Annotated in this window: 26 protein-coding genes; 16 read left to right on the top strand and 10 right to left on the bottom strand. The window is 69.7% G+C overall.

Translation table 11 applies throughout. The annotated features are described in order from the left end of the window. The first annotated feature begins 30 nt into the window (after positions 1-30). Positions 31-678: a YidH family protein gene (locus tag ASD21_RS21030; protein ID WP_056446024.1), complete on the top strand. Its 648-nt coding sequence runs from the start codon at positions 31-33 to the stop codon at positions 676-678. A 129-nt stretch (positions 679-807) separates the two neighbouring features. Here ASD21_RS21030 and ASD21_RS21025 read toward each other — a convergent pair whose 3' ends face one another. Further along, a complete protein-coding gene (locus ASD21_RS21025; protein WP_056446022.1) occupies positions 808-1,677 on the bottom strand; it encodes a 3-keto-disaccharide hydrolase in 870 nt (289 codons plus the stop codon). Positions 1,678-1,806: 129 nt separating this feature from the next. Between ASD21_RS21025 and ASD21_RS21020 the strand changes: the two genes are divergently transcribed. From ASD21_RS21020 to eutC, 3 genes are all read left to right on the top strand, one after another. Continuing rightward, positions 1,807-2,703 (top strand): alpha/beta fold hydrolase, encoded by an 897-nt coding sequence (locus ASD21_RS21020; RefSeq protein WP_056446020.1) that lies wholly within the window; start codon positions 1,807-1,809, stop codon positions 2,701-2,703. Between the two features lie 167 nt (positions 2,704-2,870). Next, positions 2,871-4,313, top strand: a complete 1,443-nt coding sequence (locus ASD21_RS21015; protein ID WP_235524928.1) for an ethanolamine ammonia-lyase subunit EutB — start codon at positions 2,871-2,873, stop codon at positions 4,311-4,313. Then, the gene (gene eutC, locus ASD21_RS21010) at positions 4,310-5,101 is read left to right on the top strand and encodes an ethanolamine ammonia-lyase subunit EutC (RefSeq protein ID WP_056446017.1); all 792 of its coding nucleotides are present in this window, start codon (positions 4,310-4,312) and stop codon (positions 5,099-5,101) included. Before ASD21_RS21015 ends, eutC begins: the two co-directional genes overlap by 4 nt. On the opposite strand, the gene ASD21_RS21005 is transcribed toward eutC, so the two are convergent. From ASD21_RS21005 to ASD21_RS20990, 4 genes are all read right to left on the bottom strand, one after another. Then, entirely contained in the window at positions 5,088-5,453 is a 366-nt protein-coding gene (locus ASD21_RS21005; protein WP_056446014.1) for a VOC family protein, read from the bottom strand. The two genes, eutC and ASD21_RS21005, sit on opposite strands and share 14 nt — an antisense overlap. A 70-nt stretch (positions 5,454-5,523) precedes the next feature. Then, positions 5,524-6,507, bottom strand: coding sequence for an AEC family transporter (locus ASD21_RS21000; protein ID WP_056446011.1), 984 nt, complete (start codon positions 6,505-6,507; stop codon positions 5,524-5,526). 152 nt (positions 6,508-6,659) lie between these two features. After that, on the bottom strand, positions 6,660-6,920 hold the full coding sequence (locus ASD21_RS20995; protein WP_056446008.1) for a hypothetical protein: 261 nt from the start codon (positions 6,918-6,920) through the stop codon (positions 6,660-6,662). A gap of 261 nt (positions 6,921-7,181) precedes the next feature. After that, positions 7,182-7,760 (bottom strand): DUF2939 domain-containing protein, encoded by a 579-nt coding sequence (locus ASD21_RS20990; RefSeq protein WP_056446005.1) that lies wholly within the window; start codon positions 7,758-7,760, stop codon positions 7,182-7,184. A gap of 207 nt (positions 7,761-7,967) precedes the next feature. Here ASD21_RS20990 and ASD21_RS20985 point away from each other — a divergent pair, with 207 nt between their 5' ends. Beyond that, the gene (locus ASD21_RS20985) at positions 7,968-8,957 is read left to right on the top strand and encodes a glucokinase (RefSeq protein ID WP_235524927.1); all 990 of its coding nucleotides are present in this window, start codon (positions 7,968-7,970) and stop codon (positions 8,955-8,957) included. 107 nt (positions 8,958-9,064) lie between these two features. Here the strand turns inward: ASD21_RS20985 and ASD21_RS20980 are convergent, their stop codons facing one another. Further along, positions 9,065-10,282 carry an NADP-dependent isocitrate dehydrogenase gene (locus ASD21_RS20980; protein WP_056445998.1) on the bottom strand — a complete coding sequence of 406 codons (1,218 nt, stop codon included), beginning with the start codon at positions 10,280-10,282 and terminating at the stop codon, positions 9,065-9,067. A 205-nt stretch (positions 10,283-10,487) separates the two neighbouring features. Here ASD21_RS20980 and ASD21_RS20975 point away from each other — a divergent pair, with 205 nt between their 5' ends. Next, entirely contained in the window at positions 10,488-12,995 is a 2,508-nt protein-coding gene (locus ASD21_RS20975; RefSeq protein ID WP_082554864.1) for an ATP-binding protein, read from the top strand. A 59-nt stretch (positions 12,996-13,054) separates the two neighbouring features. Here ASD21_RS20975 and pdxR read toward each other — a convergent pair whose 3' ends face one another. Continuing rightward, positions 13,055-14,461 (bottom strand): MocR-like pyridoxine biosynthesis transcription factor PdxR, encoded by a 1,407-nt coding sequence (gene pdxR, locus ASD21_RS20970; RefSeq protein WP_056445994.1) that lies wholly within the window; start codon positions 14,459-14,461, stop codon positions 13,055-13,057. A 136-nt stretch (positions 14,462-14,597) separates the two neighbouring features. On the opposite strand from pdxR, the gene ASD21_RS24500 reads away from it, so the two are divergent. Together ASD21_RS24500 and ASD21_RS20960 are read left to right on the top strand one after the other, a co-directional pair. Continuing rightward, on the top strand, positions 14,598-16,187 hold the full coding sequence (locus ASD21_RS24500) for a hypothetical protein (protein ID WP_200941459.1): 1,590 nt from the start codon (positions 14,598-14,600) through the stop codon (positions 16,185-16,187). A gap of 2 nt (positions 16,188-16,189) precedes the next feature. Continuing rightward, on the top strand, positions 16,190-16,645 hold the full coding sequence (locus ASD21_RS20960) for a GNAT family N-acetyltransferase (RefSeq protein ID WP_200941458.1): 456 nt from the start codon (positions 16,190-16,192) through the stop codon (positions 16,643-16,645). Here ASD21_RS20960 and ASD21_RS20955 read toward each other — a convergent pair. Next, positions 16,629-17,645, bottom strand: coding sequence for a serine hydrolase (locus ASD21_RS20955; RefSeq protein WP_056445989.1), 1,017 nt, complete (start codon positions 17,643-17,645; stop codon positions 16,629-16,631). The genes ASD21_RS20960 and ASD21_RS20955 overlap by 17 nt on opposite strands. 98 nt (positions 17,646-17,743) lie before the next feature. On the opposite strand from ASD21_RS20955, the gene ASD21_RS20950 reads away from it, so the two are divergent. The 3 genes from ASD21_RS20950 to ASD21_RS20940 all read left to right on the top strand — a co-directional run bounded on the left by ASD21_RS20950 (position 17,744) and on the right by ASD21_RS20940 (position 20,431). After that, positions 17,744-18,544, top strand: a complete 801-nt coding sequence (locus ASD21_RS20950; protein ID WP_056445986.1) for an RNA methyltransferase — start codon at positions 17,744-17,746, stop codon at positions 18,542-18,544. A gap of 67 nt (positions 18,545-18,611) precedes the next feature. After that, positions 18,612-19,025 carry a baeRF12 domain-containing protein gene (locus ASD21_RS20945; RefSeq protein WP_056445983.1) on the top strand — a complete coding sequence of 138 codons (414 nt, stop codon included), beginning with the start codon at positions 18,612-18,614 and terminating at the stop codon, positions 19,023-19,025. Positions 19,026-19,147: 122 nt separating this feature from the next. Next, positions 19,148-20,431, top strand: coding sequence for a DUF1254 domain-containing protein (locus ASD21_RS20940; RefSeq protein WP_056445980.1), 1,284 nt, complete (start codon positions 19,148-19,150; stop codon positions 20,429-20,431). 139 nt (positions 20,432-20,570) lie between these two features. Here the strand turns inward: ASD21_RS20940 and ASD21_RS20935 are convergent, their stop codons facing one another. Both ASD21_RS20935 and ASD21_RS20930 read right to left on the bottom strand, forming a co-directional pair. After that, positions 20,571-20,786, bottom strand: a complete 216-nt coding sequence (locus ASD21_RS20935) for a helix-turn-helix transcriptional regulator (protein WP_056445977.1) — start codon at positions 20,784-20,786, stop codon at positions 20,571-20,573. Continuing rightward, entirely contained in the window at positions 20,786-21,196 is a 411-nt protein-coding gene (locus ASD21_RS20930; protein WP_156398441.1) for a hypothetical protein, read from the bottom strand. Before ASD21_RS20930 ends, ASD21_RS20935 begins: the two co-directional genes overlap by 1 nt. A gap of 172 nt (positions 21,197-21,368) precedes the next feature. Here ASD21_RS20930 and ASD21_RS20925 point away from each other — a divergent pair, with 172 nt between their 5' ends. From ASD21_RS20925 to htpX, 5 genes are all read left to right on the top strand, one after another. Further along, positions 21,369-22,478, top strand: a complete 1,110-nt coding sequence (locus ASD21_RS20925) for an S-(hydroxymethyl)glutathione dehydrogenase/class III alcohol dehydrogenase (RefSeq protein WP_056445967.1) — start codon at positions 21,369-21,371, stop codon at positions 22,476-22,478. A 1-nt stretch (position 22,479) separates the two neighbouring features. After that, complete coding sequence (fghA, locus tag ASD21_RS20920; protein ID WP_056445964.1) at positions 22,480-23,328, top strand: S-formylglutathione hydrolase; 849 nt, start codon at positions 22,480-22,482, stop codon at positions 23,326-23,328. A gap of 199 nt (positions 23,329-23,527) precedes the next feature. Further along, positions 23,528-24,145, top strand: coding sequence for a 30S ribosomal protein S4 (rpsD, locus tag ASD21_RS20915; protein WP_056445961.1), 618 nt, complete (start codon positions 23,528-23,530; stop codon positions 24,143-24,145). Positions 24,146-24,528: 383 nt separating this feature from the next. Beyond that, positions 24,529-24,840, top strand: a complete 312-nt coding sequence (locus ASD21_RS20910; protein WP_056445958.1) for a TFIIB-type zinc ribbon-containing protein — start codon at positions 24,529-24,531, stop codon at positions 24,838-24,840. Between the two features lie 15 nt (positions 24,841-24,855). After that, the gene (gene htpX / locus ASD21_RS20905) at positions 24,856-25,797 is read left to right on the top strand and encodes a zinc metalloprotease HtpX (RefSeq protein ID WP_056445955.1); all 942 of its coding nucleotides are present in this window, start codon (positions 24,856-24,858) and stop codon (positions 25,795-25,797) included. The last annotated feature ends 49 nt before the right edge of the window (positions 25,798-25,846 follow it).

Raw genomic sequence — 25,846 nt, 5'->3', positions numbered from 1 at the left:
CGACCCCAACCTCGCCGGGATGCGTGAGACATGTCCAACAAGCCGGCCAAGGAAACCCCCAAACGCCCCGCGCGGATCGAGCTGCCGCCCGTGCCGCCCCTGCCTCAGGTGAGCGCCAGTCCCGACATCGCCTCGGTGGAATACTCCACCCATCGCACCAAGCTCTCGACCCTGCGCACCGGGCTGTCGGAACACCGGACCGACCTGTCGGAATACCGCACCGACCTGTCGACCTTTCGGACCGACCTTTCGACCCACCGCACCGAGATGTCGATGCGCCGCACGGGCATGTCGTTCCAGCGCACGCGGATGAGCGACGACCGCACGCTGATGTCGGTGATCCGCACCTCGCTGTCGCTGATCGGCTTCGGCTTCACGATCTACCAGGTGTTCTCCAAGCTTCGCGACGCGGGGGCGATCACAAATCCCGAGGCGCCGCGCAATTTCGGCATCGCCCTGGTGTTGCTGGGCATCGCCATGCTGATCGTCGGCATGGTCCACCACGTGCAGTTCATGATCGAGCTGGGCCGCACCCGGCGGGACATGAAGCGCCAGGGCTTGATCCACGGTGAGAGCCGGTTCCCGGTCTCGATCACCTTCATGGTCTCGCTTGGCCTGCTGCTGCTGGGCTTCGCGGCGATCGCCAACATGGTCTTCAAGGTGGCGGTGTTCGGGTAGGAATTTTTAGGACCTCCCCCTGTGGGGGAGGCGGCGCGAAGGCGCCGGTGGGGGGAGCAGACCCACCTCGGCCAACTCCCCCTCCGTCGGCTGCGCCGACACCTCCCCCACAGGGGGAGGGTTTTCCGCCTACTTCGCCACGATCTCCGGCAAGGTCGTGATCGGCTCCAGCACGATGTCGCGGAAGAAGGTCTCGGCGCCCTCCGACTGCAGCTGGATCGCGCCGTGGGTCAGGGGCGCGCCGTCGGCCTTGAGGTCGCGGACCTCCATGACCGGCACGCCGTTGACCACATGGATGGCACGGTCGCCCAGCACGTAGAGGTCCAGGGTGTTCCATTCGCCGGCCGGCTTCTCGGCGTCGCTGTAGGCCTCGACGTTCCAGTTCGCCGTGCCGCCCTTGACGGTCTGGACGCGGCCGCCGGGCGCGAACCGCAGCTTGGGCGCGATCAGGGCGGGGTCGTCGACGGCCGTGGTGGCGGCGCTGATCCCCTCGCCCACCGGCACGACCATGCCGATCGAGCCGGTCATGATCTCGAACTCCACCGCCTGGCTCCAGGTGCCCCAGACCGCGCCGGGCGGGCCGTGCGAGTGGTAGAGCAGGCCGTTGTTGGGCGCCTGGTCCGCGCGCGGCGGCCAGCGGCCGCCGCCCCACTTGTACTGGAGCCGCAGGTGGTAGTCGTGGAAGGCGCCCCGGTGGACCAGGCTGCCCCAGGTCTTGCCGTTGACGTAGATCGCCGGCTGGCCGTCCTCGATCACCGCTTTGAAGATGCCGGCGGCCAGGGGCGTGGCGCCGAGCGGGGCGACGGCGGGCCGCCTGTAGGTCAGGGCCGGGTCGGCATAGCCCAGCCAGGCGTCCCAGTCCCGCAGGTCCCGGCCGTTGAACAGCGAGACCGCCGGGCCGGCGGGCTTGGGGACCTCGGTCAGGACCAGAGGCGGGGCCGGGGCGGCGAGGGCGGGCGCGGCGGCGAGCGCCAGGGTGAGGGCCAGAATCTTGAACATGCGTCCTCCCGCACCCGTTCGGGCGTTGTCCCACCGTAGCTGACAGCGTTGTCGGTTCAAGCCCGCAGCGAAGGGCTTGGCGCGGGTCAAACAGTCGTTAGACTTCGCCGCGCAACGAGAGGAAGCGCCATGCCCAAGGTCGCCGCGAACGGCATCGAGATCGAGTACGAGGCTCATGGCCCGGAAGGCGGCGAGCCGCTGCTGCTGATCATGGGCCTAGGCCAGCAGCTGACCCGCTGGCCGGTCTCGCTGATCGAGCGGCTGGTCGGCGAGGGCTTCCGGGTCGTGCGCTTCGACAATCGCGACATCGGCCTGTCGACCGGGTTCGACGCCGCCCCGACACCCGACCTGCCGACGGTGTTCGGCGCCCTGGCCGAGGGCCGCGACCCTGGCGCGCCCTATCTGCTGGCCGACATGGCTGACGACGCGGCCAGCCTGCTGGACGCCCTGGGCATCGCCCGGGCCCACGTGGCCGGGGTGTCGATGGGCGGGATGATCGGCCAGATGCTGGCCGCCCGGCGCCCGGACAAGGTGCTGTCCCTGACCTCGGTGATGTCGACCACCGGCAATCCCGCCGTGCCGCCGGCCACGCCCGAGGCTCAGGCGGTGCTGTTCGCGCGTCCGACGACCACCGACCTGGAGGGCTTGGTCGAGCACGCCCTGAAGGCCCAGATCGTCATCCAGAGCCCGGCCTGGCCGGTGAACCCCGAGACCGAGCGGCCGCTGCTGCGGGCCGGCATCCAGCGCGCCTATCGGCCGATGGGCGTGCTGCGCCAGATGATCGCCGTGATCGCGTCCGGCGACCGCCGCGCGGCCCTGGAGACGATCACCGCCCCGACCGTGGTGCTGCATGGCGACGCCGACCCGCTGGTGCCGCTGGAGGGCGGCAAGGACACCGCCGCGACCATCCCCGGCGCCGAACTGCGGATTGTCGAGGGCATGGGGCACGACCTGCCCGAGGGCGTGCGCGGGGCGTTCGTCGAGGCGGTGAAGGCCGCGGCGGCGCGGGCGCGGCAACCGGCCTAGGGCGAAGTTCCTCAAGGGTTGTCATCCCGGACGAGCGCGCAGCGCGAAGATCCGGGACCGACGCCTGAGCGCTGCGTTTCCGGCGGTCCCGGGTCTACGCTTCGCTCCGCCCGGGATGACAGGCTTTTGAGCTAAAGCGAACGTTCAGAGAGCGAAGCTGAGGTGGCGTGGCCATTGGCCCCGCCGACCGCTTCCCAGCCGGCCTCATCGGCGCCACCTTCGCCGTCATGGCCTATCGCGCGACCCTGGGATCAACGAGCTGGACCTTCGAGACCCTGGCCGACCTGATGGCCAAGGCCTCGCCGCCGCGTTCGGGCGACGCCCTGGCCGGGATCGCGGCGACCAGCGCCCAGCACAGCATCGCCGCCAAGACCGCCCTGGCCGAGCTGCCGCTGAAGACCTTCCTGACCCAGGCCCTGGTCCCCTACGAGACCGACGAGGTCACTCGCCTGATCCTGGACGGCCACGACGCGGCGGCTTTCGCGCCGATCGCGTCGCTGACCGTCGGCGAGTTCCGCGACTGGCTGCTGTCGGAGCTGGCCACGCCCGCCGCCCTGGCGCGCCTGGCGCCGGGCGTGACGCCGGAAATGGCCGCGGCGGTCAGCAAGCTGATGCGCAACCAGGACCTGATCCTGGCGGCGTCGAAGTGCAAGGTCACGACCCGCTTCCGCAACACCATAGGTCTGCCGGGGACCATGGCCGTGCGCCTGCAGCCCAACCATCCGACCGACGACCCGGCCGGGATCACCGCCTCGATCCTGGACGGCCTGCTGTACGGCTGCGGCGACGCGGTGATCGGCATCAATCCGGCCAGCGACAGCCTGAACGTGCTGGGCGACCTGACCCGGCTGATGGACGACCTGATCCGGCGGTTCGAGATCCCCACCCAGTCCTGCGTCCTGACCCACGTGACCACGGCGATCCAGCTGATCGAGCGCGGCGCGCCGGTCGACCTGGTGTTCCAGTCGATCGCGGGGACCCAGGCCGCCAACGCCAGCTTCGGCATGACCCTGGACCTGCTGCGCGAGGGCCTCGACGCGGGGCGGTCCCTGGGTCGGGGCACGGTCGGCGACAATGTCATGTACTTCGAGACCGGCCAGGGCTCGGCCCTGTCGGCCGGGGCGCACCACGGGGTGGACCAGCAGACGCTGGAAGCGCGCGCCTACGGCGTGGCCCGGGCGTTCGAGCCCTTGCTGGTCAACAGCGTCGTCGGCTTCATCGGCCCCGAATACCTCTACGACGGCAAGCAGATCATCCGGGCGGGGCTGGAGGACCATTTCTGCGGCAAGCTGCTGGGCGCCCCGCTGGGCGTGGACGTCTGCTACACCAACCACGCCGAGGCCGACCAGGACGACATGGACAGCCTGCTGACCCTGCTGGCCACGGCGGGGGTCACCTTCGTGATGGGCGTGCCGGGCGCCGACGACGTCATGCTGAACTACCAGTCGACCTCGTTCCACGACGCCCTCTATGTGCGCGAGCTGCTGGGCCTGAAGCGGGCGCCGGAGTTCGAGGCCTGGCTGGAGCGGGCGCGGATCGTCGGCGCCGACGGCCGCCTGGCGCCGCGCGCCGCCGGCCATCCGCTGCTGACCGCCGGAGCCGGAGGATGAGCGCGCCCGTCACGCCCGATCCCTGGACCGCCCTGCGCCGCCACACCCCGGCCCGCATCGCCCTGGGCCGGACGGGGTCCAGCTTGCCGACCTCCGAGGTGCTGGGCTTCGCCCTGGCCCACGTCCAGGCCCGGGACGCGGTCCACGCCCCGTTCGCGGCGGAGGCGACGGCGGCGGCGATCGAAGCCCTGGGCCCGCAGACGGTGATCGTCGACAGCGCCGCCCCGGACCGGGCGACCTATCTGCGCCGGCCGGACCTGGGTCGAACCCTGTCGGACGCCGGACGCGCCGCCGTGGTCGCTCGCACGCGGGGCGCCTGCGACCTGGCGATCGTGATCGCCGACGGCCTGTCCAGCACCGCCGTCCACGCCCACGCCGCGCCTCTGGTCGAGGCTCTGCTGCCGGCGGTGGAGGAGGCCGGCTGGCGGCTGGCTCCGGTGGTCGTCGCCCGTCAGGCCCGCGTGGCGCTGGGCGACGTGGTGGGCGAACTGCTGGGCGCGCGGCTGGTGATCCTGCTGGTCGGCGAGCGGCCCGGCCTGTCGTCGCCCGACAGCCTGGGGGCCTACATCACCTTCGCCCCGAAGGTCGGGCGCAGCGACGCCGAACGCAATTGTGTCTCGAACATCCGCGCCGAGGGGCTGAGCTATCCGGCGGCGGCGTTCAAGCTGGCCTGGCACGCCCGCGAGGCCTTGCGGCTGGGCCTGACCGGGGTGGCGCTGAAGGACGAGAGCGACACGGCCGCGCGCCTGGAGCCCATGAACCGGGCGGTCGGGCTCAGTCCTTCTTGAACTCGAACAGCTCGATGACGTTGCCCGATGGATCCTCGACCAGGATGGCGCGGCCGGCGCCGCCCTCGCTGAGTTCGCCGCGGAATCTCGCATTAGCCCGGCGCAACCGCTCGATAAGCGCGTCGACGTCGGTCGTGACGATCATGAATCGGTTCCACCCGCCCGGCTTCGGATCACCGCCCGCCTGACCGCCGCTCCCCGCGCCCGGGGCGCTGAGATACAGCGTCAGGTCGTCGCGCAGCAGCGCGGCGAACTTGCCCGGATTGTGCTTGTCGAGCTTGAAATCGAGATTGTCTCGATAGAACGCGACCGCCGCGTCGACGTCCGTGACGATGTATCGGACGGATGCCATCGACCTTCTCCACCTGTCGTGGCGGTAAAACGGTCAACTCGCGCGAAGTTTCCCGTCGGCGGGCCCGCGGTCAGGTCCCGGCATATCGCTCCAGCAGGATCGCGATCGCCGACAGGCTGACGCACGAGACCGCGGTGGTCAGAGCCACGATCCGCGCCCCGCCGCGCTCGAACACGCTGTAGGCCTTGGTCTGGATGAAGACGTTGACCGCCGTGGGCGTGGCGGCCAGCAAGGTCGCGCCCAGGCGGAAGGCCAGGGGCGCGTCCACCAGGCCGGTGGCGAACCAGGCCAGGGCGGGCATGAGCAGCAGCTTGCCGACGGCCGCGACGATGATCGGCGTCCAGCGCGGGATCGGCGCGGGCTCCCCCTCGGCCGGCTCGCAAGGGACTCCGGCTGCCGGAAGGCCCGTCAGGCCCAGGGCGACGCCCAGGGCGACCAGGGCCACGGGGCTGCCGGAAGCGGCGGCGGCGGCCACGGCCCGGTCGAGGACGCCGGGCAGGGACAGGCCCAGCAGAGCCATGGCCGAACCGGTCATGGCCGCCAGCACGACCGGATTGCGCAGGGCCTGCATCAGCGAGCGCCAGGTCGAGCGCCCGCCCGCCCAGCCCAGCAGGCCCACCCCGACGGCCGCGACGACCACGAAGTCCACCGCGACCGCGCCGGCCGAAAGACGGGCGGCCTCGGGGCCCAGCACGGCGGCGGCGATCGGCAGGCCGAGGAAGGCGCTGTTGCCCAGGCTGGCCGACAGCGAGCCGCCCGCCCGCTCCTCGCGCGTCCAGCGCAGGGCGACGCCGATGGCGACCATCAGGGCCACGACCAGCAGGGCGCAGGCGCCGTAGGTCGCCAGGCCCAGGGCCAGGGCGCGGTCGGGCGCGCCGACCCGCGACAGCGAGTGCACCAGCAGGGCCGGAAAGCCGATCCAGTAGACATAGTTCGACAGGCCCGCCGACATCCGGGCGTCGAACAGCCGCAACCGAGCCAGGGTGACGCCCGCCGCGACCAGCAGGAAGAACGGCACGACCCGCTGCGGCACGTCGAGCAGGAGATGGATCACGGGATTACCGAGGTAGGGCGCAAGCGCGATAGTCTCCGCCCGAAGGGGCCGGCCGTCGATAGCACCGGTTGCGGTCGGCGGTCAAAGTTCAGCCGCTTTTGGCGATGGCGAGCGGCAAACAGGACGCGACCAAGGCCGCGTCCCTTTTTTGCCTAGTTCGAACCGCCGAGCTGGGCGAGTGATGCTGCAGCGCCGAGGATCGACATAATCGTTTCCCCGCGACAGAGCAGATCCCAGACGTCGACGCCATGCTCACGCATCGACTGCTCAACGTGAGATGCCACCTCGTTCTCGCTCGGCTTTGAACGCTGACAGTGTGCCTCCAGCAGCGCCGTAACCAGCAGACCTGCGGCTTCCGGAGGAAGGGAGAGATTGATCGTGATGTCGCGAACGACGAGGGAGGTCTTGGGCATTAGGCCCCTTTCGATGAGCGCTTGACGCACCCATGTGACGTCAGGATAAACCATACGCACAACGGGCCGCGTCGCGGCTGGTTGGTGCCTGCCCCTCCAATCGGCCTTCTGAACCAGGAGGGGCAGGCCGGAATCCCCGGCAAACCGGGTGATTAACCTAATCACCAAACGGCCCCGCGAAATCAAGCTTTGTTCTGCGAATGTTCCTGTGGACCGAGGCGGAGTTATCCCCGGCCTGTGAGGGCTTTGCCTGGGCGGGGCCTAGCGCTCGTCCGCGGGCAGGCGGATGTGCACCAGCCGCCAGGTGAACAGCTTGTCGCGCCGGAAGGTGAAGACCGTCGTCTTTGACGGCTGGCCGGGGCGCTTGACGCTGATGCGCACCCGGTTGGGGTCCCAGTAGGCGATGGTGGCGTGCGGACCGGCCACGGCGGCCTTGGCCTTGTCCATGGTCGTGGCCGGCTTGGGCGGCGCGGGCGGCGCTCCGCCCGGCGCGTAGCCTCGGGTCAGGGCCGACAGGCCCTGGATGGTCAGGTAGCGGTCGACCTTGGGTTCGGGCGGGGCGATCGGCGCGATGGCCCGCTTGAAGACGCCGAGCGGGTCGCGCCAGATCGACGGCGGCTCGGCCGGAGCGGCGGCGGCCGGCGTCTTGTCGTTCAGCTCGGCGGTCAGGCTGCCGCGGACCGCCGGGAAGTCGACCAGTTCGCCGATCGCCTGCACGTCCTCGTACTGGGCGGCGGCCTTCAGGGCGCGGAAGGCGAACCAGGGGGCGGTGGCGAAGGCGGCGGCGAAGACGAAGATGGCCAGGACGATCAGGTCCCAGATCCGCTTTTGAACTGTCATCGCCGCCCCGCGCGAAAGGTTAAGGCGGCAAGACATCCTATTCCCCCGCCCCCGGCAAGGTGTCTCGCCTCCAGGGGGACGTCGCGGCGAGGGGGCGGTGCGACGTTACGCGCGTTGCCCAGGCCATGTTCGAAAGCCACCCTCCCTGCCTAGGCGGGGGAACGCGAGTTTCTCAAGGCGTGCGTCCCCGCAGCCAGTGAGGTGTCCGTGTCCGATAAGTTCCTGTTGGTCGACGCAGACGGAGCCCACGCGCGCTTCGCCGTCATCGAGGCCGGCGAGCCGCCCGCGACCATCGAGATGATCGCGGCCGAGTCCCTGGACGAACTGATCGAGACCCTGAGCGAGGAGCTGTCGAAGCTGGGCGGCCCCCGCCTGCGGGGGGCGGCCTTTTCGGCGCCTGGACCGATCTTCGGCAAGACCCTTAAAGTGACCCATGCAAGCTTGAGCCTCGACAAGGACGTGCTGTCCGAGCGGCTGGGCGTCGCGGATGTCCGCCTGGTCAATGACTTCACCGCGCGCGCCATGGCGATGCCGTTGCTGGGACTGGAAGCCCTGGAGCAGATCGGCGGGGCTCCGCCGAAGGGGCAGGCGCCGGCGGCGGCCCTGGGGCCGAGCACCGGTCTGGGCGTGTCGGTCCTGAATCCGGACGGCTTCGTGGGCTGGGTGGCCACGGCCAGCGAAGGTGGGCACGCCGCGCTGGCGGCGGCGAACGCCCATGAGGCCGCTATCATCGAGCACCTGCGGCTGGCCAACCCCTATGTATCGGCCGATCGGGTGCTCTCGGACGCTGGCCTGCTCGAGGTCGCGGCCGCCGTGGCGCACCTGGAGGGCCGCGAGCCACGGACCGGGGGGTTCGGGGAGCTCGTCGCGGCGGGGCGCGCTCAGGACCCGAGCGCGCGTGAAGCCTTCGCGCTGTTTTCGGGCTGGCTGGGGGCGGTTTCGGGCGATCTGGCGCTGGTGGCGGGAGCCCGCAGCGGCGTCTACATCTTCAGCCCGATGATTCTGGGCTGGATCGACCTCTTCGACCGTGACCTGTGCCGGGTCCGCTTCGAGGCCAAGGGGCGGATGGACGTCTATATGAAGGACATCCCGCTCTACCTGGTTCTCGAGGCCGACTGCGGCCTTCTCGGCCTTTCCACGCTCTACGGCGTCGGTAGGGAGGGTTCAACGAGGGGCACGCCGAGCGCTCCGTCTTGAGGTCGCGGAATGCGCGGCATGCGGCTGTCTCGCCCGAACGCGGGACGTGAAACGCAAAACGCCTCCCCATTGCTGGGGAGGCGTCGCGAGGTTCGAAGATCGCTGGCCTAGGCCGCAGCCATCGCCTTCTTCAGGTTCTCGTCGATCTTGTCGAGGAAGCCTTCGGTGGTCAGCCACGACTGCTTGTCGCCGACCAGCAGGGCCAGGTCCTTGGTCATGAAGCCGCTCTCGACGGTGTCGACGCAGACCTTTTCCAGGGTGTGGGCGAAATCGGCCAGCGCCTGGTTGTCGTCCAGCTTGGCGCGGTGCGCCAGACCCCGGGTCCAGGCGAAGATCGAGGCGATCGAGTTGGTCGAGGTGCTCTCGCCCTTCTGGTGCTGGCGGTAGTGGCGGGTGACGGTGCCGTGGGCGGCCTCGGCTTCCACCGTCTTGCCGTCCGGGGTCATCAGCACCGAGGTCATCAGGCCCAGCGAGCCGAAGCCCTGGGCGACGATGTCGGACTGCACGTCGCCGTCGTAGTTCTTGCAGGCCCAGACATAGCCGCCCGACCACTTCAGGGCCGAGGCCACCATGTCGTCGATCAGGCGGTGCTCGTAATGGATGCCGGCGGCCTTGAACTTGTCGGCGTATTCGGCGTCGAAGATCTCCTGGAAGATGTCCTTGAAGCGGCCGTCATAGGCCTTGAGGATCGTGTTCTTCGTGGAGAGGTAGACCGGATAGCCGCGGCCCAGACCGTAGGCGAACGAGGCGTGGGCGAAGTCGCGGATCGACTCGTCCAGATTGTACATGCCCATGGCCACGCCGGCCGACGGGGCCTTGTAGACCTCGTGCTCGATGGTCTGGCCGTCGTCGCCGACGAACTTGATCGACAGCGTGCCCTTGCCCGGGAACAGGAAGTCGGTGGCCTTGTACTGGTCGCCGAACGCGTGGCGGCCGACGATGATCGGCTGGGTCCAGCCCGGCACCAGGCGCGGCACGTTCTGGCAGATGATCGGCTCGCGGAAGATCACGCCGCCCAGGATGTTGCGGATCGTGCCGTTCGGCGACTTCCACATCTTCTTCAGATTGAACTCGGCGACTCGCTGTTCGTCGGGGGTGATGGTCGCGCACTTCACGGCCACGCCATGCTTCTTGGTCGCCTCGGCCGCGTCGATCGTGACCTGGTCGTTGGTGGCGTCGCGGTTTTCGACGCTGAGGTCGAAATAGTCGAGCTCCAGGTCCAGGTACGGGAAGATCAGCTTATCCTTGATGAGCTTCCAGATGATCCGGGTCATTTCATCGCCGTCCATGTCGACGACGGGGTTGGCGACTTTAATCTTGGCCATTGCGGGGTCTTTCCTCTCGCGGTGGCGCGCCTGTGACTCTTTGGCGCACAGGGCCAAGGAGCGGCGCGGACGGCGTGCCTATAGACTGTTGCGGGCCGGGGGGAAAGCCGAGGTCGATCCGAAGCTGCGATGACGCCGGTTTCGCGGGCTAAGTCTTTGATCCGCGTGTAAATCCTTGTTGAGGATCTTAAGGTACAAGCAGGGCGTGAAGAAGCGGAGAGCCATTGCCGACGTCACGTCGCCCCTTGCGCGGCGGCTGCTGGCGATCGTCGCGATCCTGTCCATCGCGGTGACGGGCGTGGCCACGGCCGCGACCTTCGTCTTCGTGCAGCGCGCCGCCGCCGACGCCCAGATGCGCCATCTGGCCGAATACGCCGCCGAGCGGGTCAAGACCGAGGACCGGTTGTTCTCCGACCTGGTGAAGGTGCAGGAGGCGGCTTCCGACTCCCTGGCCCGCCGCCTGGCGGCGATCGACCCGGCCACGGTGGACCGCGAGTTCGACGCCCAGTTCCCCAAGTTCGGCGACGGCACGCGGCGCACCAGCGACGCCCTCTATGACGGTGGAATGGCCGCCGGCGACTACACCTACGGCGTCGGCGGCTATCTGCGCGACGCCGACACGCTGACCCAACAGCAGAAGGCGCTGTTCCTGGCCGCCGTGCAGGTGGTCTCGCACACCGGCGAGGCCGAGCTGAATCGCTACGACAACTTCTACTTCTTCACGCCCGACACGCGGCTGGTGATGTTCGCCCCGCGGCGCCCGGACCGCTTGACCTACTACCGCCAGAAGGCCCCGCCGACCTTCGATGTCAGCGGCGAGGAAATGACCCTCCTGACGCTGCCGCAGCAGAATCCCCAGCGGGTGATGAAATGCACCAAGCTGCGCAAGGTGCTGTCGGATCCCAGCGGCCGAGGCCTGAACTCGGCCTGCATGACCCCCTTCGACTATCGCGGCAAGCAGCTGGGCGCCTGGGGCGCCAGCCTGTCGCTGGACTCCTACCTGCTGCGGGCCGTCGAGGATTCCCTGCCGGGCGGGCGCAACATGATCGTCTCGTCGGACGGCGAGCTGATCGCCGCCCCCGGCCTGGCCAAGAACGGCGTCGTCGACGCTCAGACCCTGGTGCGCGCCCAGGCCCAGGAACGCGTCGCCGACGTGGTCCGCCAGATCCGCGTGATCGGCGCCGACGCCGGCGCCCTAAACAGCGGCGACCGGGTCGTCGCCTACGGCCGGCTCAAGGAGCCCGACTGGTACTTCCTGATGAGCTTCCCGTCCGACGACCTGGTGTGGTCGGCGGTCAAGACGGCCTCGTGGGTGCTGCTGTTCGGCGTGCTGGGCGTGATCATCCAGGTGGCGCTGCTGTATCGGGTGATGCGCATCACGGTCGAACGGCCGCTGCGGGTGCTGGCCGACGCCCACGGCGCCGGCGATGTCAGCAAGGCCGAGCCGATCGAGGACCGCACGGACGAGATCGGGGCCCTGGCCCGGACCCTGCGCAGACAGCGCGACGGCAATATCGAGCTGCTGCGCTCGCTGGAGGAGCGGGTCGCCGAGCGCACCGCCGAACTGGAACGCGCCAACCAGGCCAAGTCGGTGTTCCTGGCCAACATGTCCCACGAGCTGCGCACGCCCCTGAACGGCGTCATCGCCATCGGCGACCGGCTGGCCGTAGAGGCCGATCCCGAGCGCCGCCGCGAGCTGGCCGCCCTGGTCACCTCATCGGGCCGCCTGCTGGAGCAGGTGCTCGGCGACATCCTCGACGTCTCCAAGATCGAGGCCGGCCAGTTCCAGCTGACCCCGGCGCCGTTCGACCTGGCCACCCTGGTCGGTGGGGTCGCCGAGCTGCACCGCGCCGCGGCCGAGGCCAAGGACCTGACCTTCAAGTGGTCGATCGAGCCGGGCGTCGCGGGCAGCTATCTGGGCGACGGCGGGCGCATCAGCCAGATTCTCAACAACCTGCTGGCCAACGCCGTCAAGTTCACCACCCTGGGCGAGGTGGCGCTGAGCGTCGAGCGCGCGGCCGACGGTCTGAGCTTCATCGTCAGCGACACCGGCGTCGGTTTCGACGACTCGGTCCGCCGCCGGCTGTTCAAGCGCTTCGTCCAGGCCGACCAGTCGATCACCCGCCAGTTCGGCGGCACCGGCCTGGGGCTGTCGATCTGCGCGGCCCTGGCCGAGATGATGGGCGGCCGCATCGACGCCCGCGCCGTGCTGGGCCGGGGGGCGATCTTCCAGGTCGACCTGCCGCTGGAGCGCGTCCGCGCCGTCGAGGACGAGGTCTCCGACGACGAGGAAGAGGTCTCGCTGGAGGGCCTGCGGGTGCTGGTCGCCGAGGATCATCCGACCAACCAGAAGGTCGTCGAGATCATCCTTCAGCCGTTCGACGTGGTCCTGACCGTGGTCGAGGACGGCCAGGCGGCGCTGGACGCCTTCGCGCCCGGCGCGTTCGACGCGATCCTGATGGACATGCAGATGCCGGTGATGGACGGCCTGACCGCCACCCGCCTGATCCGCGAGCGCGAAGCCGCCGCCGCCGCGCCGCCGGTGCTGTTGATCATGCTGACCGCCAACGCCATGGAGGAGCACGTCTCGGCCGCCAAGGCGGTGGGCGCCGATCTCCACCTGTCCAAGCCCGTGCGCCCCGCTCAGTTGCTGGAGGCCTTGGCGCGAGCGCGGATGAAGTCGCGGGCGGCGTCGCTCAGCGCGGCCAGCTAGTTCAGGCATTCAAAGCGTGACGGGCGCCGAAGCCGGCGTCCACTTTCGGCGGTCGCGCTCTAGCCGATCGCTTCGGCCAGTCGCGCGATCGCCGGGTCGATCCGGGCGACGTCGATCTGGCCGAAACCCAGGACCAGGCCCGACGGCGCGGGGCGCTGGAGGGTGAAGCTGGCCAAGGTCTCCACCGCCACCCCCAACCGCGCCGCGCGGGCGGCCACGCCCTCGACGTCCAGCGGCGCGCGGGGCAGGGCGGCCAGGTGCAGGCCGGCGGCGGCCGGCAGCGGCGTCAGCCGATCGCCGCAATGGACCTCCAGCGCCCGCAGCAGGGCCGCGCGACGCTCCGCATAGACCTTGCGCATGCGCCGCATGTGGCGGGCCAGGTGGCCCTCGGCGATGAAGGCGGCCAGGGTGGCGTGCTCGATCGCCGGACCATGCCAGTCGCTGCGCTCGCGCGCGGCCGCCAGGGCGTCGCGGTCCTGCTCGGGGGCGACGACGAAGCCGATGCGCAGGGCCGGCAGCAGGCTCTGGGAGAAGGTGCCGACATAGAAGACCCCACTCCCCTCGCGCCCCCCGGAGCGATCGAGCGTGCGCAGGGCGTCCAACGGCGGGTCGTCGAAGCGGAACTCGCCGCCGTAGTCGTCCTCGACGACGATCGCCCGGCGCTCGGCGGCGAAGGCCAGCAGGGCGGCGCGCCGGCGGGGCGACATCGCGACGCCGGTCGGAAACTGCTGCGAGGGGGTCACGCAGATCACCGCCGCGTCGTCGGGCAGCTCGTCGACCACCAGGCCCTCGGCGTCGACCCGCACGGGGTGGATGCGCGCCCCGGCGGCGGCGAAGGCGTCGCGGGCCGCCGGATAGCCGGGATCCTCGACCGCCACCACCGGGCGTTCCGGCGTCAGCAGGGTGCGGGCCAGGAGATCGAAGGCCTGTTGGGCGCCGACCGTGACGATCACGTCGCGCGGCGAGCAGGCGATGGCGCGGGTGAACGACAGGTGGCCGGCGATCGCCTCGCGCAAGGCCGGATGGCCCGCCGGCTCGCGATAGGGCGTCGCGGCCCGCGAGAACTGACGCAAGGCCCGTCCGGTCAGCCGGCCCCAGATGTCATAGGGAAAGCTGGCGGTGTCGGGACGACCGGGGCGCAAGTTGTAGAGGACCGGGACCTCGGGCGCCGCCGCCCGCCGGGGGGACGGCTCGCCGGCGAAGGGCTGGGCCTGGGCGGCGACGAAGGCGCCCGCGCCGGGCCGCGAGACGATCAGGCCCTCGCTCAGCAGCAGGTCATAGACCGCCATCACCGTGTTGCGCGACAGGCCCAGGCGCTCGGCCAGCGCCCGGCTGGCGGGAAGCTGGACGCCGTGGGCCAGGCGGCCCGCCGCGATCGCCTCGCGAAGCTGCTCGTGCAGCCGCCGGCGGACCTCGCGCGAGCCGGCGGCCGGCAGCTGGATCTCAAGTTCGAGCACGGCGTTCATCGCGGCTTTTGTGCGCGAGTACCCCGCCGATCTCAAGCGGACGATCCGATTGGCGCCCCGAACATCGCCGCGATTGGCTCTCGTCTCCACGCGCGCCGCGAGGATCATCGCCCTCGAGATCAGGGAGGATCCGGTGGTGACATCAAGACGCGGCGTCGTGGCGGTGGCGATCCTGGCGATGACGGCGGCGTTCCGCGGCCCGGCCTTCGCGTCGCAGGACAACGTCAAGCCGAAGGGCTCCAACCTGACGGGCCTGCGCGACTTTGATTTCATGAACGGCGACTGGAGGGCCCGTCACCGCAAGCTGAGGGCCGGCTCGACCGATGACTGGGTCGAGTTCGACGGCCTGTTCACCCAGCGGTCGCTGATGAAGGGCTGGGCCAATTCCGGCGACAACCTGTTCAACACCCCGGACGGGCCGTATCGCGGCGTCAGCCTGCGCGCCTACGATCCCCAGACCGGGCTGTGGGCGGTCTGGTGGGTGGACGGTCGCGATCCCGGCGCGGGCGTGGGCAAGCCGATCAAGGGTCGCTTCGAGAACGGCGTGGGCCAGTTCTATTCGGACGACACGCGGGCCGGAAAGCCGGTCCGGGTGCGCGTGACCTGGAGCCGCCCGACCCCGGACACGGCCCGTTGGGAGCAGGCCCTGTCGAGCGACGGCGGCCAGTCCTGGGCCGTCAACTGGACCACCGACTTCACCCGCGCCAAGCCAGGCGAACCGACCGTGACCTCCGGCTGGACGCCCGCCATCGACCGGCGCGACGGCCCCAACGCCTTCGACAGCCGCCCCGGCGACTGGAAGGTGCGCCACCGCCGCCTGAAGGAACGCCTGGCCGGCAGCACCGAGTGGGTCGACTTCGACGGCGTTCAGACCTGGTGGCCCACCCTGGGCGGGCTGGGCAATCTGGACGACAACCTCTTCGCCATGCCCAGCGGGTCCTATAGCGGCGTCACCGCCGATGAAGGGGCGGTTCGTGGATGGAGCCGCGACCCTCTACGCGGACGACACCCTGCGTGGGCGGCCGATCAAGGTTCGGTTCATCTGGTCGAACATCACCCCCGCCACAGGCCATTGGGAGCAGGCCTTCTCGCCCGACGGCGGCGAGACCTGGGAGACCAACTGGTTCTCCGATTTCTCCAAATGACCGCCGAGGCTCCGATGACCCACGATCTCGACCGCCGCGCCCTAGTGCTGGCGATCGCCGCCCTGCCGGCCTTCACCGCCGTGTCGAGCGCGATCGCCCAGCCCGCAGCCACCGGCTCGATCCACGACTTCGACTTCTTCGTCGGGTCCTGGGCCGTGCACCACCGCCGGCTGAAAAAGCGCCTGGCGGGCAATGACGACTGGGAGGAATTCGAGGGGACCACCACCTGCCGGTCCCTGCTGGGCGGGGTGGTGAACCTCAACGAAAGCTTCGCCCGGCGGGCCGGCGGGCCGTCCAGCGGCCTGGGTCTGCGGGCCTTCGACGCCAAGACCGGCGTCTGGGCCGACTGGTACCTGAGCGGGAGCGATCCCCTGAGACTGGACGCGCCGGGCCTGGGCCGGTTCGAGAACGGGGTGGGGACCTTCCTGTCGGACGACACCTTCGAGGGGCGGCCGATCAAGGTGCGCGGGCGGTTCACCTCTCTGTCGCCGGACCTGGCCCAGTGGGAGCAGGCCTTCTCGCCCGACGGCGGCGCGACCTGGGAGACCAACTGGCTCATGCGCTACAGCCGGACCGCCTGACGATGGAGATCCGCCGCGCCGCGCCGGACGACCTGCAGGGGCTGGTTCCGCTGTTCGACCGCTATCGCCAGTTCTACGGCCGGCCCTCCGACGAAGCGGCCGCGCGCCGGTTCCTGGGCGAGCGGATGGCGCGCGGGCAGTCGGTGATCCTGCTGGCGCTGGACGCCGGCCGGGCCGTCGGCTTCGTGCAACTGTATCCCAGCTTCTCGTCGGTCCGGGCGGCGGCGACCTTCATCCTCAACGACCTCTATGTCGAGCCCGGCCGGCGACGCGGCGGGGCGGGCCGACGGCTGGTCGAGGCCGCCGCCGCCCTGGCCCGCGAGACCGGAGCGGCCGGCCTGTCCCTGGTCACCGGCGTCGACAACCTGGCGGCTCAAACCCTGTACGAGCGCCTGGGCTGGACCCGCGAGACCCGGTTCCTGGAATACGGCCTGGACCTGGCTACTTCGCCGCCTTGATCACCACCCGTCCGACGTCGGCGATGGCCTTTTCCTGCTCGGCGACCGGCAGGGGCGAGCCCGAGATGAAGGCGACGACGGCGAACTTGCGGCCGTCCTTGAGGGTGTAGACGCCGATGTCGTTGACCACGGGCGTGAAGCCCAGGTCGGTGCGTGCGGTGGCGGGGATGTGATTGAGGCGGCCGCCTTCGGGCACGGCGGCGCGCAGGCGGCCCGCCCCGCCTCGGGTCTGGCTGATGATCCGGCCCAGCAGGCGCCGCGAGTCCGGCCCCAGCAGCTCGGCCTGGTTCACGGCCTCCAGGAACCGCAAGGCCCCCAGGGGCGTGGCGGTGTCGCGCGGATCGGCCAGATAGGCCCGGATCGCCCGGCGGCGTTCGGCGGGCGGAACCTTGTCGAGGGCGGCGCGGTAGGCGGCCTCGCCCTTCCAGTCGGCGCGGAACGAGGCCAGGCCCAGGCTGTCGGGCTGCAGCTGGCGCTGGTAGCGGTCGATGTCCAGCGCATTGACCTTGCGGCCCTGCAGCCAGGCGGTGACCGCGCCAGGGCCGCCGATCCGCTTCATCAGGACGTCTGCGGCGGTGTTGTCGCCGTCGCGGATCGCGCGCTCCAGCAGGTCCTGGACGCTGTAGGTCATGGGTCCCGCCCAAAGGTCGGCGACGCCGCTGGGCGGCGGCGACAGATCGACATCCTCGATCAGCAGGATGTCGTCCAGCCGCAGCCGCTTGGCCTCGACCTCGGCCATCACCGCCGCGCCCAGCGGCGCCGTGAACACGGCCTGCAGGGGGAAGCGCCTTTCGCCGTTGAACGAGATGATCTGGCCGGTGCCCAGGTCCTCGACGGCCACGCCCAGCTGGCCCGGCGCGACGCGGTCGGCGATGGGCTGGAAGTCGGCCGTCATCTTCTGGCGGTCGAACAGCGGGTCGGTCTGACCCAGCATCGGCGGTTCGCCGCAGCCGGCCAGCACGAGGAGCAGAACAAGGACGGCGGCGCGTCGGAACATCATGGTCTCGGCTAGCTTCAGCGGAACTGGACCGAGGCTAAACGCATGAACCGTCATTGTGGGGCTTGCACCGCGCGGCGGTCCGGCGGCAAAGGGTGGCGATGACCTCCAAGCACCTCCCGCCCTGCGTGATCCTGAATCACCCGCAACTGGCCGAGAACATCGGCGCGGTCGCCCGGGTGATGGCCAATTTCGGCCTGTCGGACCTGCGCCTGGTCAAGCCGCGCGACGGCTGGCCGCAAGAGCGCGCCTGGGCCAGCGCCTCGGGCGCCGACTGGCCGCTGGACAACGCCAAGGTGTTCGACCGCCTGGAAGACGCCATCGCCGACCTGAAGCTGGTGTTCGCCACCACGGCCCGACCGCGCGAGACCCGGCTGCCGGTCTACACGCCGCGCGAGGCCGCCGGCCACCTGTCGGCCGACGTCGCCCAGGGCTTCGCGGTGGGCCTGCTGTTCGGCGGCGAGCGGGCGGGGCTGGAGACCGACGACATCGCCCTGTGCCAGGCCATCGTCTCGATCCCGATCGACGAGAAGTTCCGGTCGCTGAACCTGGCCCAGGCCGTGTCGATCAACGCCTACGAATGGAAGATGACGGTCGACGACCGGCCGTGGTCGCGGTTCGAGTACAACGTCGCCGAGCCGGCCGACCAGTCCAGCCTGCTGGGCCTGTACGGCCAGCTGGAGGACGAGCTGGAGAAGGCGGGCTTCTATCATCCGCCCGAGAAGAAGCCGTCGATGGTCCGCAACCTGCGCGCCCCGCTGGCCCGGGCCCGGCTGACCGAGCAGGAGGTTCGCACCTTCCGGGGCGTGGTCACCGCCCTGTCCAAGGGGCGCGGCCGGGTGCTGGCCAAGCTGGCGGCGCAGAAGGCGGCGAAAATAGACCCCGATCCGCCGGCGGATTGATCGAGGTCATGGTCGAGCGTCGTAACGAGGCCCACCTCTGCGGCTTCAGTCGCGATGGAGTTTCGCCATGATCCCCGATGCAAGCACCCTGGTGGTGGTGGCTGATGGCCACAGAGCACGTCTTCTCGAGCAACCGCGGCTGGACGGTCCGCTGCATGACCGGCCCGAGTGGCTGGCTGGCTTGAAGCCGCGCCACGCCCATTCGAGCGGCGCCGCGCCCCACGAAGGCGATGCCCATGACCGCGCGGAACGGGCCTTCGTCACCGATCTGGCTCACAAGCTGGAGGAGGTCGCTCGCGCCCACAGCTTCGACCGCTTGATTCTCGTCGCTCCGCCGCGGGCTCTCGGGCATCTGCGCGAGGCGCTGCCGAAGGCTCTCGCTGACAAGGTGGTCGGATCCGATCCGCATGAGCGGGTCGACGCCACGATCATGACCCTGACCGATGTCGTCCGGGCGGTTCGCCACGAAGCGGCCGCCTGACCGGATCGCCCGGTCGCCGCCGGCCCGTCGCCGGCGGCCGGCGGGGCGTCCTTGCGCGCCGGCCGCTTACGCGCCGGCGTAACCTGTTCTAGTCTCCGCCAAACAACTGTTTGGGGGACGACATGAACCGTCGACAACTGTTCCTGAGCGCGGGCGCGCTTGGCGTGATCGGTCTCGGCGCAGCCGCCGTCGCTCAGGGGCTGCAGATCTCGACCGCCGCCCAGGCCTGGCTCTACGCCCTGCCGCTGATCGAGATGGCCACCACGCGGGCGCGGATGCTGAAAGCGCCCGGCGCGGCGATCAACAGGCTGACCCATGGCCGGACCCTCAGCGACCACGCCGCGCGCGCGGTGACCACGCCCAACAACGACACGCTCTACTCCATCGCTTTCCTTGACCTGAGTCAGGGGCCGGCGACCCTGACCGTGCCCGCCACCGGGGCGCGCTACTGGTCGGCGGCGGTGATGGACATGTTCACCAACAACAACGCCGTGCTGGGTCTGCGGACCGTGGGCGGGGAGGGCGGAACCTTCACGCTGATCGGACCGGGGCAACCGTCGAAGGGGCCCAACCCGGTGCGGGTGGCCACGCCGCACGCCTGGCTGTTGATCCGCACCCTGGTCAATGACGCGGCCGACGTCCCGGCCGTGCACAAGGTCCAGGACGGCTTCGTCCTGACCGGACCCAAGGCGGCGGCGCCGCCGACCTATGCCGGCCGCGACGCCGACGCGGCGAGCTATTTCGACAGCGCTCGCCGGTTGCTGGCCGCCGACCCGGCCCCCGCCGTGGACCAGAAGCTCCTGCGCAAGACCGCCGCCTTCGTGGGCGTGGGGCCGTTCGACGCGGGCGCGGCCGAGGTCGGCGCCGACCAGGCCCGGATGATCACCCGCTTCGCCAAGGGGCGTCAGACCTTCATCGACGGCTGGGCCTATCCGCGCGCCAATCTGGGCGACTACGGCCAGGACTACATCTATCGCGCCATCGTCGCGCTGATGGGCCTGGGCGCGCTGCCCGTGGCGGAGGCGATGTACATGAAGGCGGCCGGCGACGACGGGGCGGGCCTGTTCACCGGCGACGGCCTCTATCGCCTGAGCCTGCCGGCCGACATGCCGCTGGACGGCTTCTGGTCGCTGTCGATGTACGAGGCCACCGACGACGGCCAGTTCTTCTTCACCGACAATCCGCTGAACCGCTATGCGATCAGCGACCGCACGGCGGGCCTCAAGCGCAACGCCGACGGCTCGCTGGATCTCTGGATCGGCCGCGTCGACCCCGGCGGCGACCGCACCGCCAACTGGCTGCCGGCCCCGAAGACCGGGCCGTTCGCGATGTACCTGCGGACCTATCTGCCGAGGCCCGAGCTGCTGGACGGGCGGTTCCGGTTCAAGCCGGTGGAGAAGGTTTAGAGCTTACCGACCGTCACGCTCTGTGCGCGGTCCTCGTCCTTCGACAGGCTCAGGATGAGGACGAAACGTGCGGGCGGTGCAGTGGAAAACCTCATCCTGAGCTTGTCGAAGGACGAGGTTTTCGTTTCGGCGGGGCATCCTAGCCCTCCCACTGGAACACCCGTTCGAGCCCCACCCCGAACACCTGGGCGATCCTGAACGCCGCCTCCAGCGAGGGCGAGTACTTGCCCTGTTCGATGGCGGCGATCGTCTGGCGGGTCATGCCGATGCGCTGCGCCAGGTCGGCCTGGGTCATCTCGCCGTGCTCGAAGCGCAGGCGGCGGATGTCGTTGCGGATCGGGGGCGGGGCGGGCATCAGCAGGCCCGCCGATAGCCGAGGATGACGCCGCCGTGCCGGGCCAGCTCCGACACCGCCAGGGCCAGGATCACCGCGTTGGCCATCAGGGTCTTGTCGAAGAAATAGACCGTCACCGCCGCGCCCATCGCCGCCACCTGCAGCACGTAGAAGGCGTGGGTCGAGGCCGTCAGGTCGATCAGCCGCTCGCGCTCGTCCTGAGGCCCGCGCGGCTCGCGGTTCAGGGCGGCCATCACGATCTGCAGCCCCACCTGCAGCACCACCAGCACGAAGATGCAGGTGGTCAGCGGCCCGGCGAAACCGACCGGGCGACCGGCGGCCGCCGCCTGGCCCACATAGGCGAAATAGGCCCCGTAGACGATCAGGGTCGTCCAGAACGAAATCCACGCACTCTTTTCCCGCAAGGCCATGACCGGCTCCATAATGTAAAAGATTTCGAACATTCAGTGCGCCGTGGCTGCCACAATGTCAATTATTTTTTACATCACTTCGCGCGCCCCGGCGGATCGCCGCCGGACGGGACTGGCTCGCGCCGCCAAGCCTTGGCAAGGTGCCGCCGACTCGACATCCGGAGATCCCGCCATGAAGACCCGCGCCGCCGTCGCCTTCGCCGCCAAGCAGCCGCTGGAGATCGTCGAGGTCGACCTGGAAGGCCCCAAGGCCGGCGAGGTGCTGATCGAGATCAAGGCCACCGGCGTGTGCCACACCGACGCCTACACGCTGGACGGCCTGGACTCGGAGGGCCTGTTCCCCTCGATCCTGGGCCACGAGGGCGCGGGTGTGGTGGTCGAGGTCGGCCCCGGCGTCACCAGCCTGGCGATCGGCGACCACGTGATCCCGCTCTACACGCCCGAATGCCGCCAGTGCAAAAGCTGCCTGTCGGGCAAGACCAACCTCTGCACGGCCATCCGCGCCACCCAGGGCAAGGGGCTGATGCCGGACGGCACCAGCCGGTTCTCCTACAAGGGCCAGACCATCCACCACTATATGGGCTGCTCGACCTTCTCGAACTTCACCGTGCTGCCCGAGATCGCCGTGGCCCGCATCCGCAAGGACGCGCCGTTCAAGACCGCCTGCTACTGCGGCTGCGGCGTGACCACGGGCGTGGGGGCGGTGGTCAACACCGCCAAGGTCGAGCCGGGCGCCAACGCGGTGGTGTTCGGCCTGGGCGGCATCGGCCTGAACGTCATCCAGGGCCTGAAGCTGGTCGGCGCCAACATGATCGTCGGGGTCGACCTGAACCCGGACCGCGAGGAATGGGGCCGCAAGTTCGGCATGACCCACTTCGTCAATCCCAAGACCATCGACGGCGACATCGTCGCCCACTTGGTGGCCCTGACCGACGGCGGGGCGGACTACACGTTCGACGCCACCGGCAACACCACGGTCATGCGCCAGGCGCTGGAGGCCTGCCATCGCGGCTGGGGGCAAAGCATCATCATCGGCGTGGCCGAGGCCGGCAAGGAGATCGCCACGCGGCCGTTCCAGCTGGTCACCGGCCGGGTCTGGAAGGGCACGGCCTTCGGCGGCGCCCGCGGCCGCACCGACACCCCGAAGATCGTCGACTGGTACATGGACGGCAAGATCCAGATCGACCCGATGATCACCCACGTCCTGCCGCTGGAGCGCATCAACGAGGCGTTCGACCTGATGCACGCGGGCGAGAGCATCCGGACCGTGGTGACGTTCTAGGATGACCGTCGAAACTCTCGCCACCCACCGCACCCAGGGCGGGACGCTGCGCTACTGTCGGCACGACAGCCCCAGCACCGGCACGCCGATGCGGTTTACGATCTGGACGCCCCCCCAAGCAAAGGATGGCGGGGAGGGACCGTTCCCCTACCTCGTCTGGCTGTCGGGCCTGACCTGCACCGAGGACAATTTCACCATCAAGTCGGGCGTCTACGCGCATGCCGCCAAGCACGGGATCGCCATCGTCGCCCCCGACACCAGTCCGCGCGGAGAGGGCGTCGCCGATGATCCGGCCTACGACCTGGGGCAGGGGGCGGGCTTCTATGTCGACGCCACCCAGGCACCGTGGGCGCCGCACTTCAAGATGTATTCCTACGTCACCAAGGACCTGCTGGAGACCGTTGACGGCGCCTTCCCGCTGGATCCGGCCCGGCGCGGCATCTCCGGCCACTCGATGGGCGGCCACGGCGCCCTGACCATCGCCTTGCGCAATCCGGACCTGTTCAAATCGGTCAGCGCCTTCTCGCCGATCGTCTCGCCGCTGAACTGCCCGTGGGGCGAAAAGGCCATGACCGCCTATCTGGGCCCCGACCGCGCCGCCTGGCGGGCCCACGACGCCATGGCCCTGATCGAGGACGGGGCGGGGGCCAGCTTCGACGAGATCCTGATCGACCAGGGTCTGGCCGACAGCTTCCTGGAAAGCCAGTTGAAGCCTCAGCTGATCGAAGCCGCCGCCGCCAAGGCCGGCCGCAAGGTCACCGTCCGCCGCCAGGACGGCTACGACCACAGCTACTTCTTCATCGCCACCTTCCTCGGAGACCACGTGGCGTGGCACGCGGCGCGGCTTTGAGTGCGTCGATCAGCCGATTTATCCGGTGGTGCGCCGGTCCTGTCCGTTGACTCCCCGCCGCCCCTCCGTCATAAACCGCCCCTTCTCGCCGCCGGCTCGCCGGACGGCGTGAAAAACGCATGACGGAATGACCCGAAGCCGCCGTTGAGATCGCACCCTCCCGAGGGCGCCGGCTCGGATCGAACTAAAAGAGTGACTTATGTCCAAGCGCCATAGCGCCAAGTACAAGATCGACCGCCGTATGGGCGAAAACCTCTGGGGCCGGCCGAAGTCGCCGGTGAACCAGCGGTCCTACGGCCCCGGCCAGCACGGCCAGCGCCGCAAGCAGAAAGTCTCGGACTTCGGTCTGCAGCTGCGCGCCAAGCAAAAGCTGAAGGGCTACTACGGCAACCTGACCGAGAAGCAGTTCTCGCGCACCTACGAGGAAGCCGCGCGCCGCAAGGGCAACACCTCGGAAAACCTGATCGGCCTGCTCGAGTCGCGCCTGGACGCCATCGTCTACCGCGCCAAGTTCGTGCCGACCGTGTTCGCCGCCCGTCAGTTCGTGAACCACGGCCACGTGCAGGTGAACGGCAAGCGCGTGAACATCGCGTCCTACCGCTGCAAGGCCGGCGACGTGATCACCGTCCGCGAAAAGTCGCGCAACATGGCGCTGGTCCTGGAAGCCGTGGCTTCGGCCGAACGTGACTTCTGCGACTACATCACCGTGGACGCCAAGGGCCTGCAAGCCACTTTCGTCCGCGCTCCGGAACTGGCCGAAGTGCCGTACCCGGTGAAGATGGAACCGAACCTCGTCGTCGAATTCTACGCTTCGTAAGACGCGTTCACTGCGAGACGAACGAAAAGGCCCCGGGGGAACCCGGGGCCTTTTTGTTGCTCAAAGCCCTCCCCCTGTGGGGGAGGCGGCCCGAATGGGCCGGAGGGGGGAGTGGTCCCACCTCGGAAATCCCCCCACCGATCGCTGCGCGATCGCCTCCCCCACAGGGGGAGGGCCTTCATTTTTTGTCTAAGGCCCCTTGAACCGCCACAAGGGCCTCCTAATTCTGAAGAGCGGGCCGGGCCCCTCTGGCGAGTGATGCAAGCACTCGTGATGTCGGACCGCATCGGGTGTTCTCGATGTCTGGGTCCGGTTGTCCCCCTCCCTCCACCGCCGGCTCAGCTTCGGGAACACCCGTCCATCAACAGGACAGGGACCGCCCGATGCCGCTTCTGATGTGCCCCAACTGCGACGCCTCCATGCAGGCCGTGCAGCGCGCCAGCGTCGAGTTCGACATGTGCCCCCAGTGCCGGGGCGTGTGGCTGGACCGCGGCGAGCTGGAGAAGCTGATGGCCATGGAGCGGGGCGAGCCTCAGGCGGCCACGCCGCGCCTCCCCGACTACGACAGGCCCCGCGAGCGCTCCGACCATCGCCCGGACCATCGTCCAAATGACTACCGCCACGACGACGAGCGCCGCCACCAGGGCCACTACGGCAAGAAGAAGCGCTTCGACCTGTTCGACATCTTCGACTGATCCCCAGCTAGAGCCATGAACCACATCAAGACCTTCGTCCTCCTGGCCGGCCTGACGGCGCTGTTCGTCGGGGCCGGCTACATGATCGGCGGCCCGACCGGCATGCTGATCGCCCTGGTGTTCGCCGTGGGCATGAATCTGTTCTCGTACTGGAACGCCGACAAGATCGTGCTGCGGATGTACGGCGCGGTCGAGGTCGACGCCGGCCATCCCGTGCCGATGGTCCGCCAGTACGTCGCCGACGTCGAGGACCTGGCCCGGCGTGCCGGCCTGCCGCGGCCGCGCATCACGGTGATCGACAGCGAGCAGCCCAACGCCTTCGCCACCGGCCGCGATCCCACTCACGCCGCCGTGGCCGCCAGCACCGGCCTGCTGGGCCTGCTGGACCGCGACGAGATCCGCGGCGTCATGGCCCACGAGCTGGCCCACGTGAAGAACCGCGACACCCTGACCATGACCGTGACGGCCACCATCGCCGGCGCGATCTCGGCCCTGGCGAATTTCGCCTTCTTCTTCGGCGGCTCGCGCGACGACGACGAGCGTCCGGGCGGCTTGATCGGGACCATCGCCCTGGCCATCCTGGCGCCGATCGCCGCGATGCTTGTGCAGATGGCCGTCAGCCGCTCGCGCGAATACGAGGCCGACCGCATCGGCGCCGAGATCGCCGGCGACGGCCGGGCCCTGGCCCGGGCGCTGGAAAAGATCGAGGCCTATGCCCGCGGCGGCGCGGTCAACGTCGAGGCCGAGCGCAATCCGGCCACCGCGCACCTGTTCATCATCAACCCGCTGTCGGGCAAAAGGGCGAATGGGGGCGGCGACAGCCTGTTCTCGACCCACCCGGCCACCCACAACCGGGTCGAGGCCCTGCTGCGCCTGGGCGTCAGCCAGGCGACGCGGAGTCGGGTCGGCACGGCCGTACCGGTCGGCGACGGACGTCGGATCGGCCCCTGGAGCTGAAATTCGCGACAATCCGTCGCCCCGGCCAAGGTTTCCCCCGGCCTTAACC

This window comes from Caulobacter sp. Root1455 (genome assembly GCF_001426905.1).
Taxonomy (GTDB): domain Bacteria; phylum Pseudomonadota; class Alphaproteobacteria; order Caulobacterales; family Caulobacteraceae; genus Caulobacter.
Note: the sequence above shows the minus strand (reverse complement) of the source record. Positions and strands in the feature narration are given on the sequence as shown.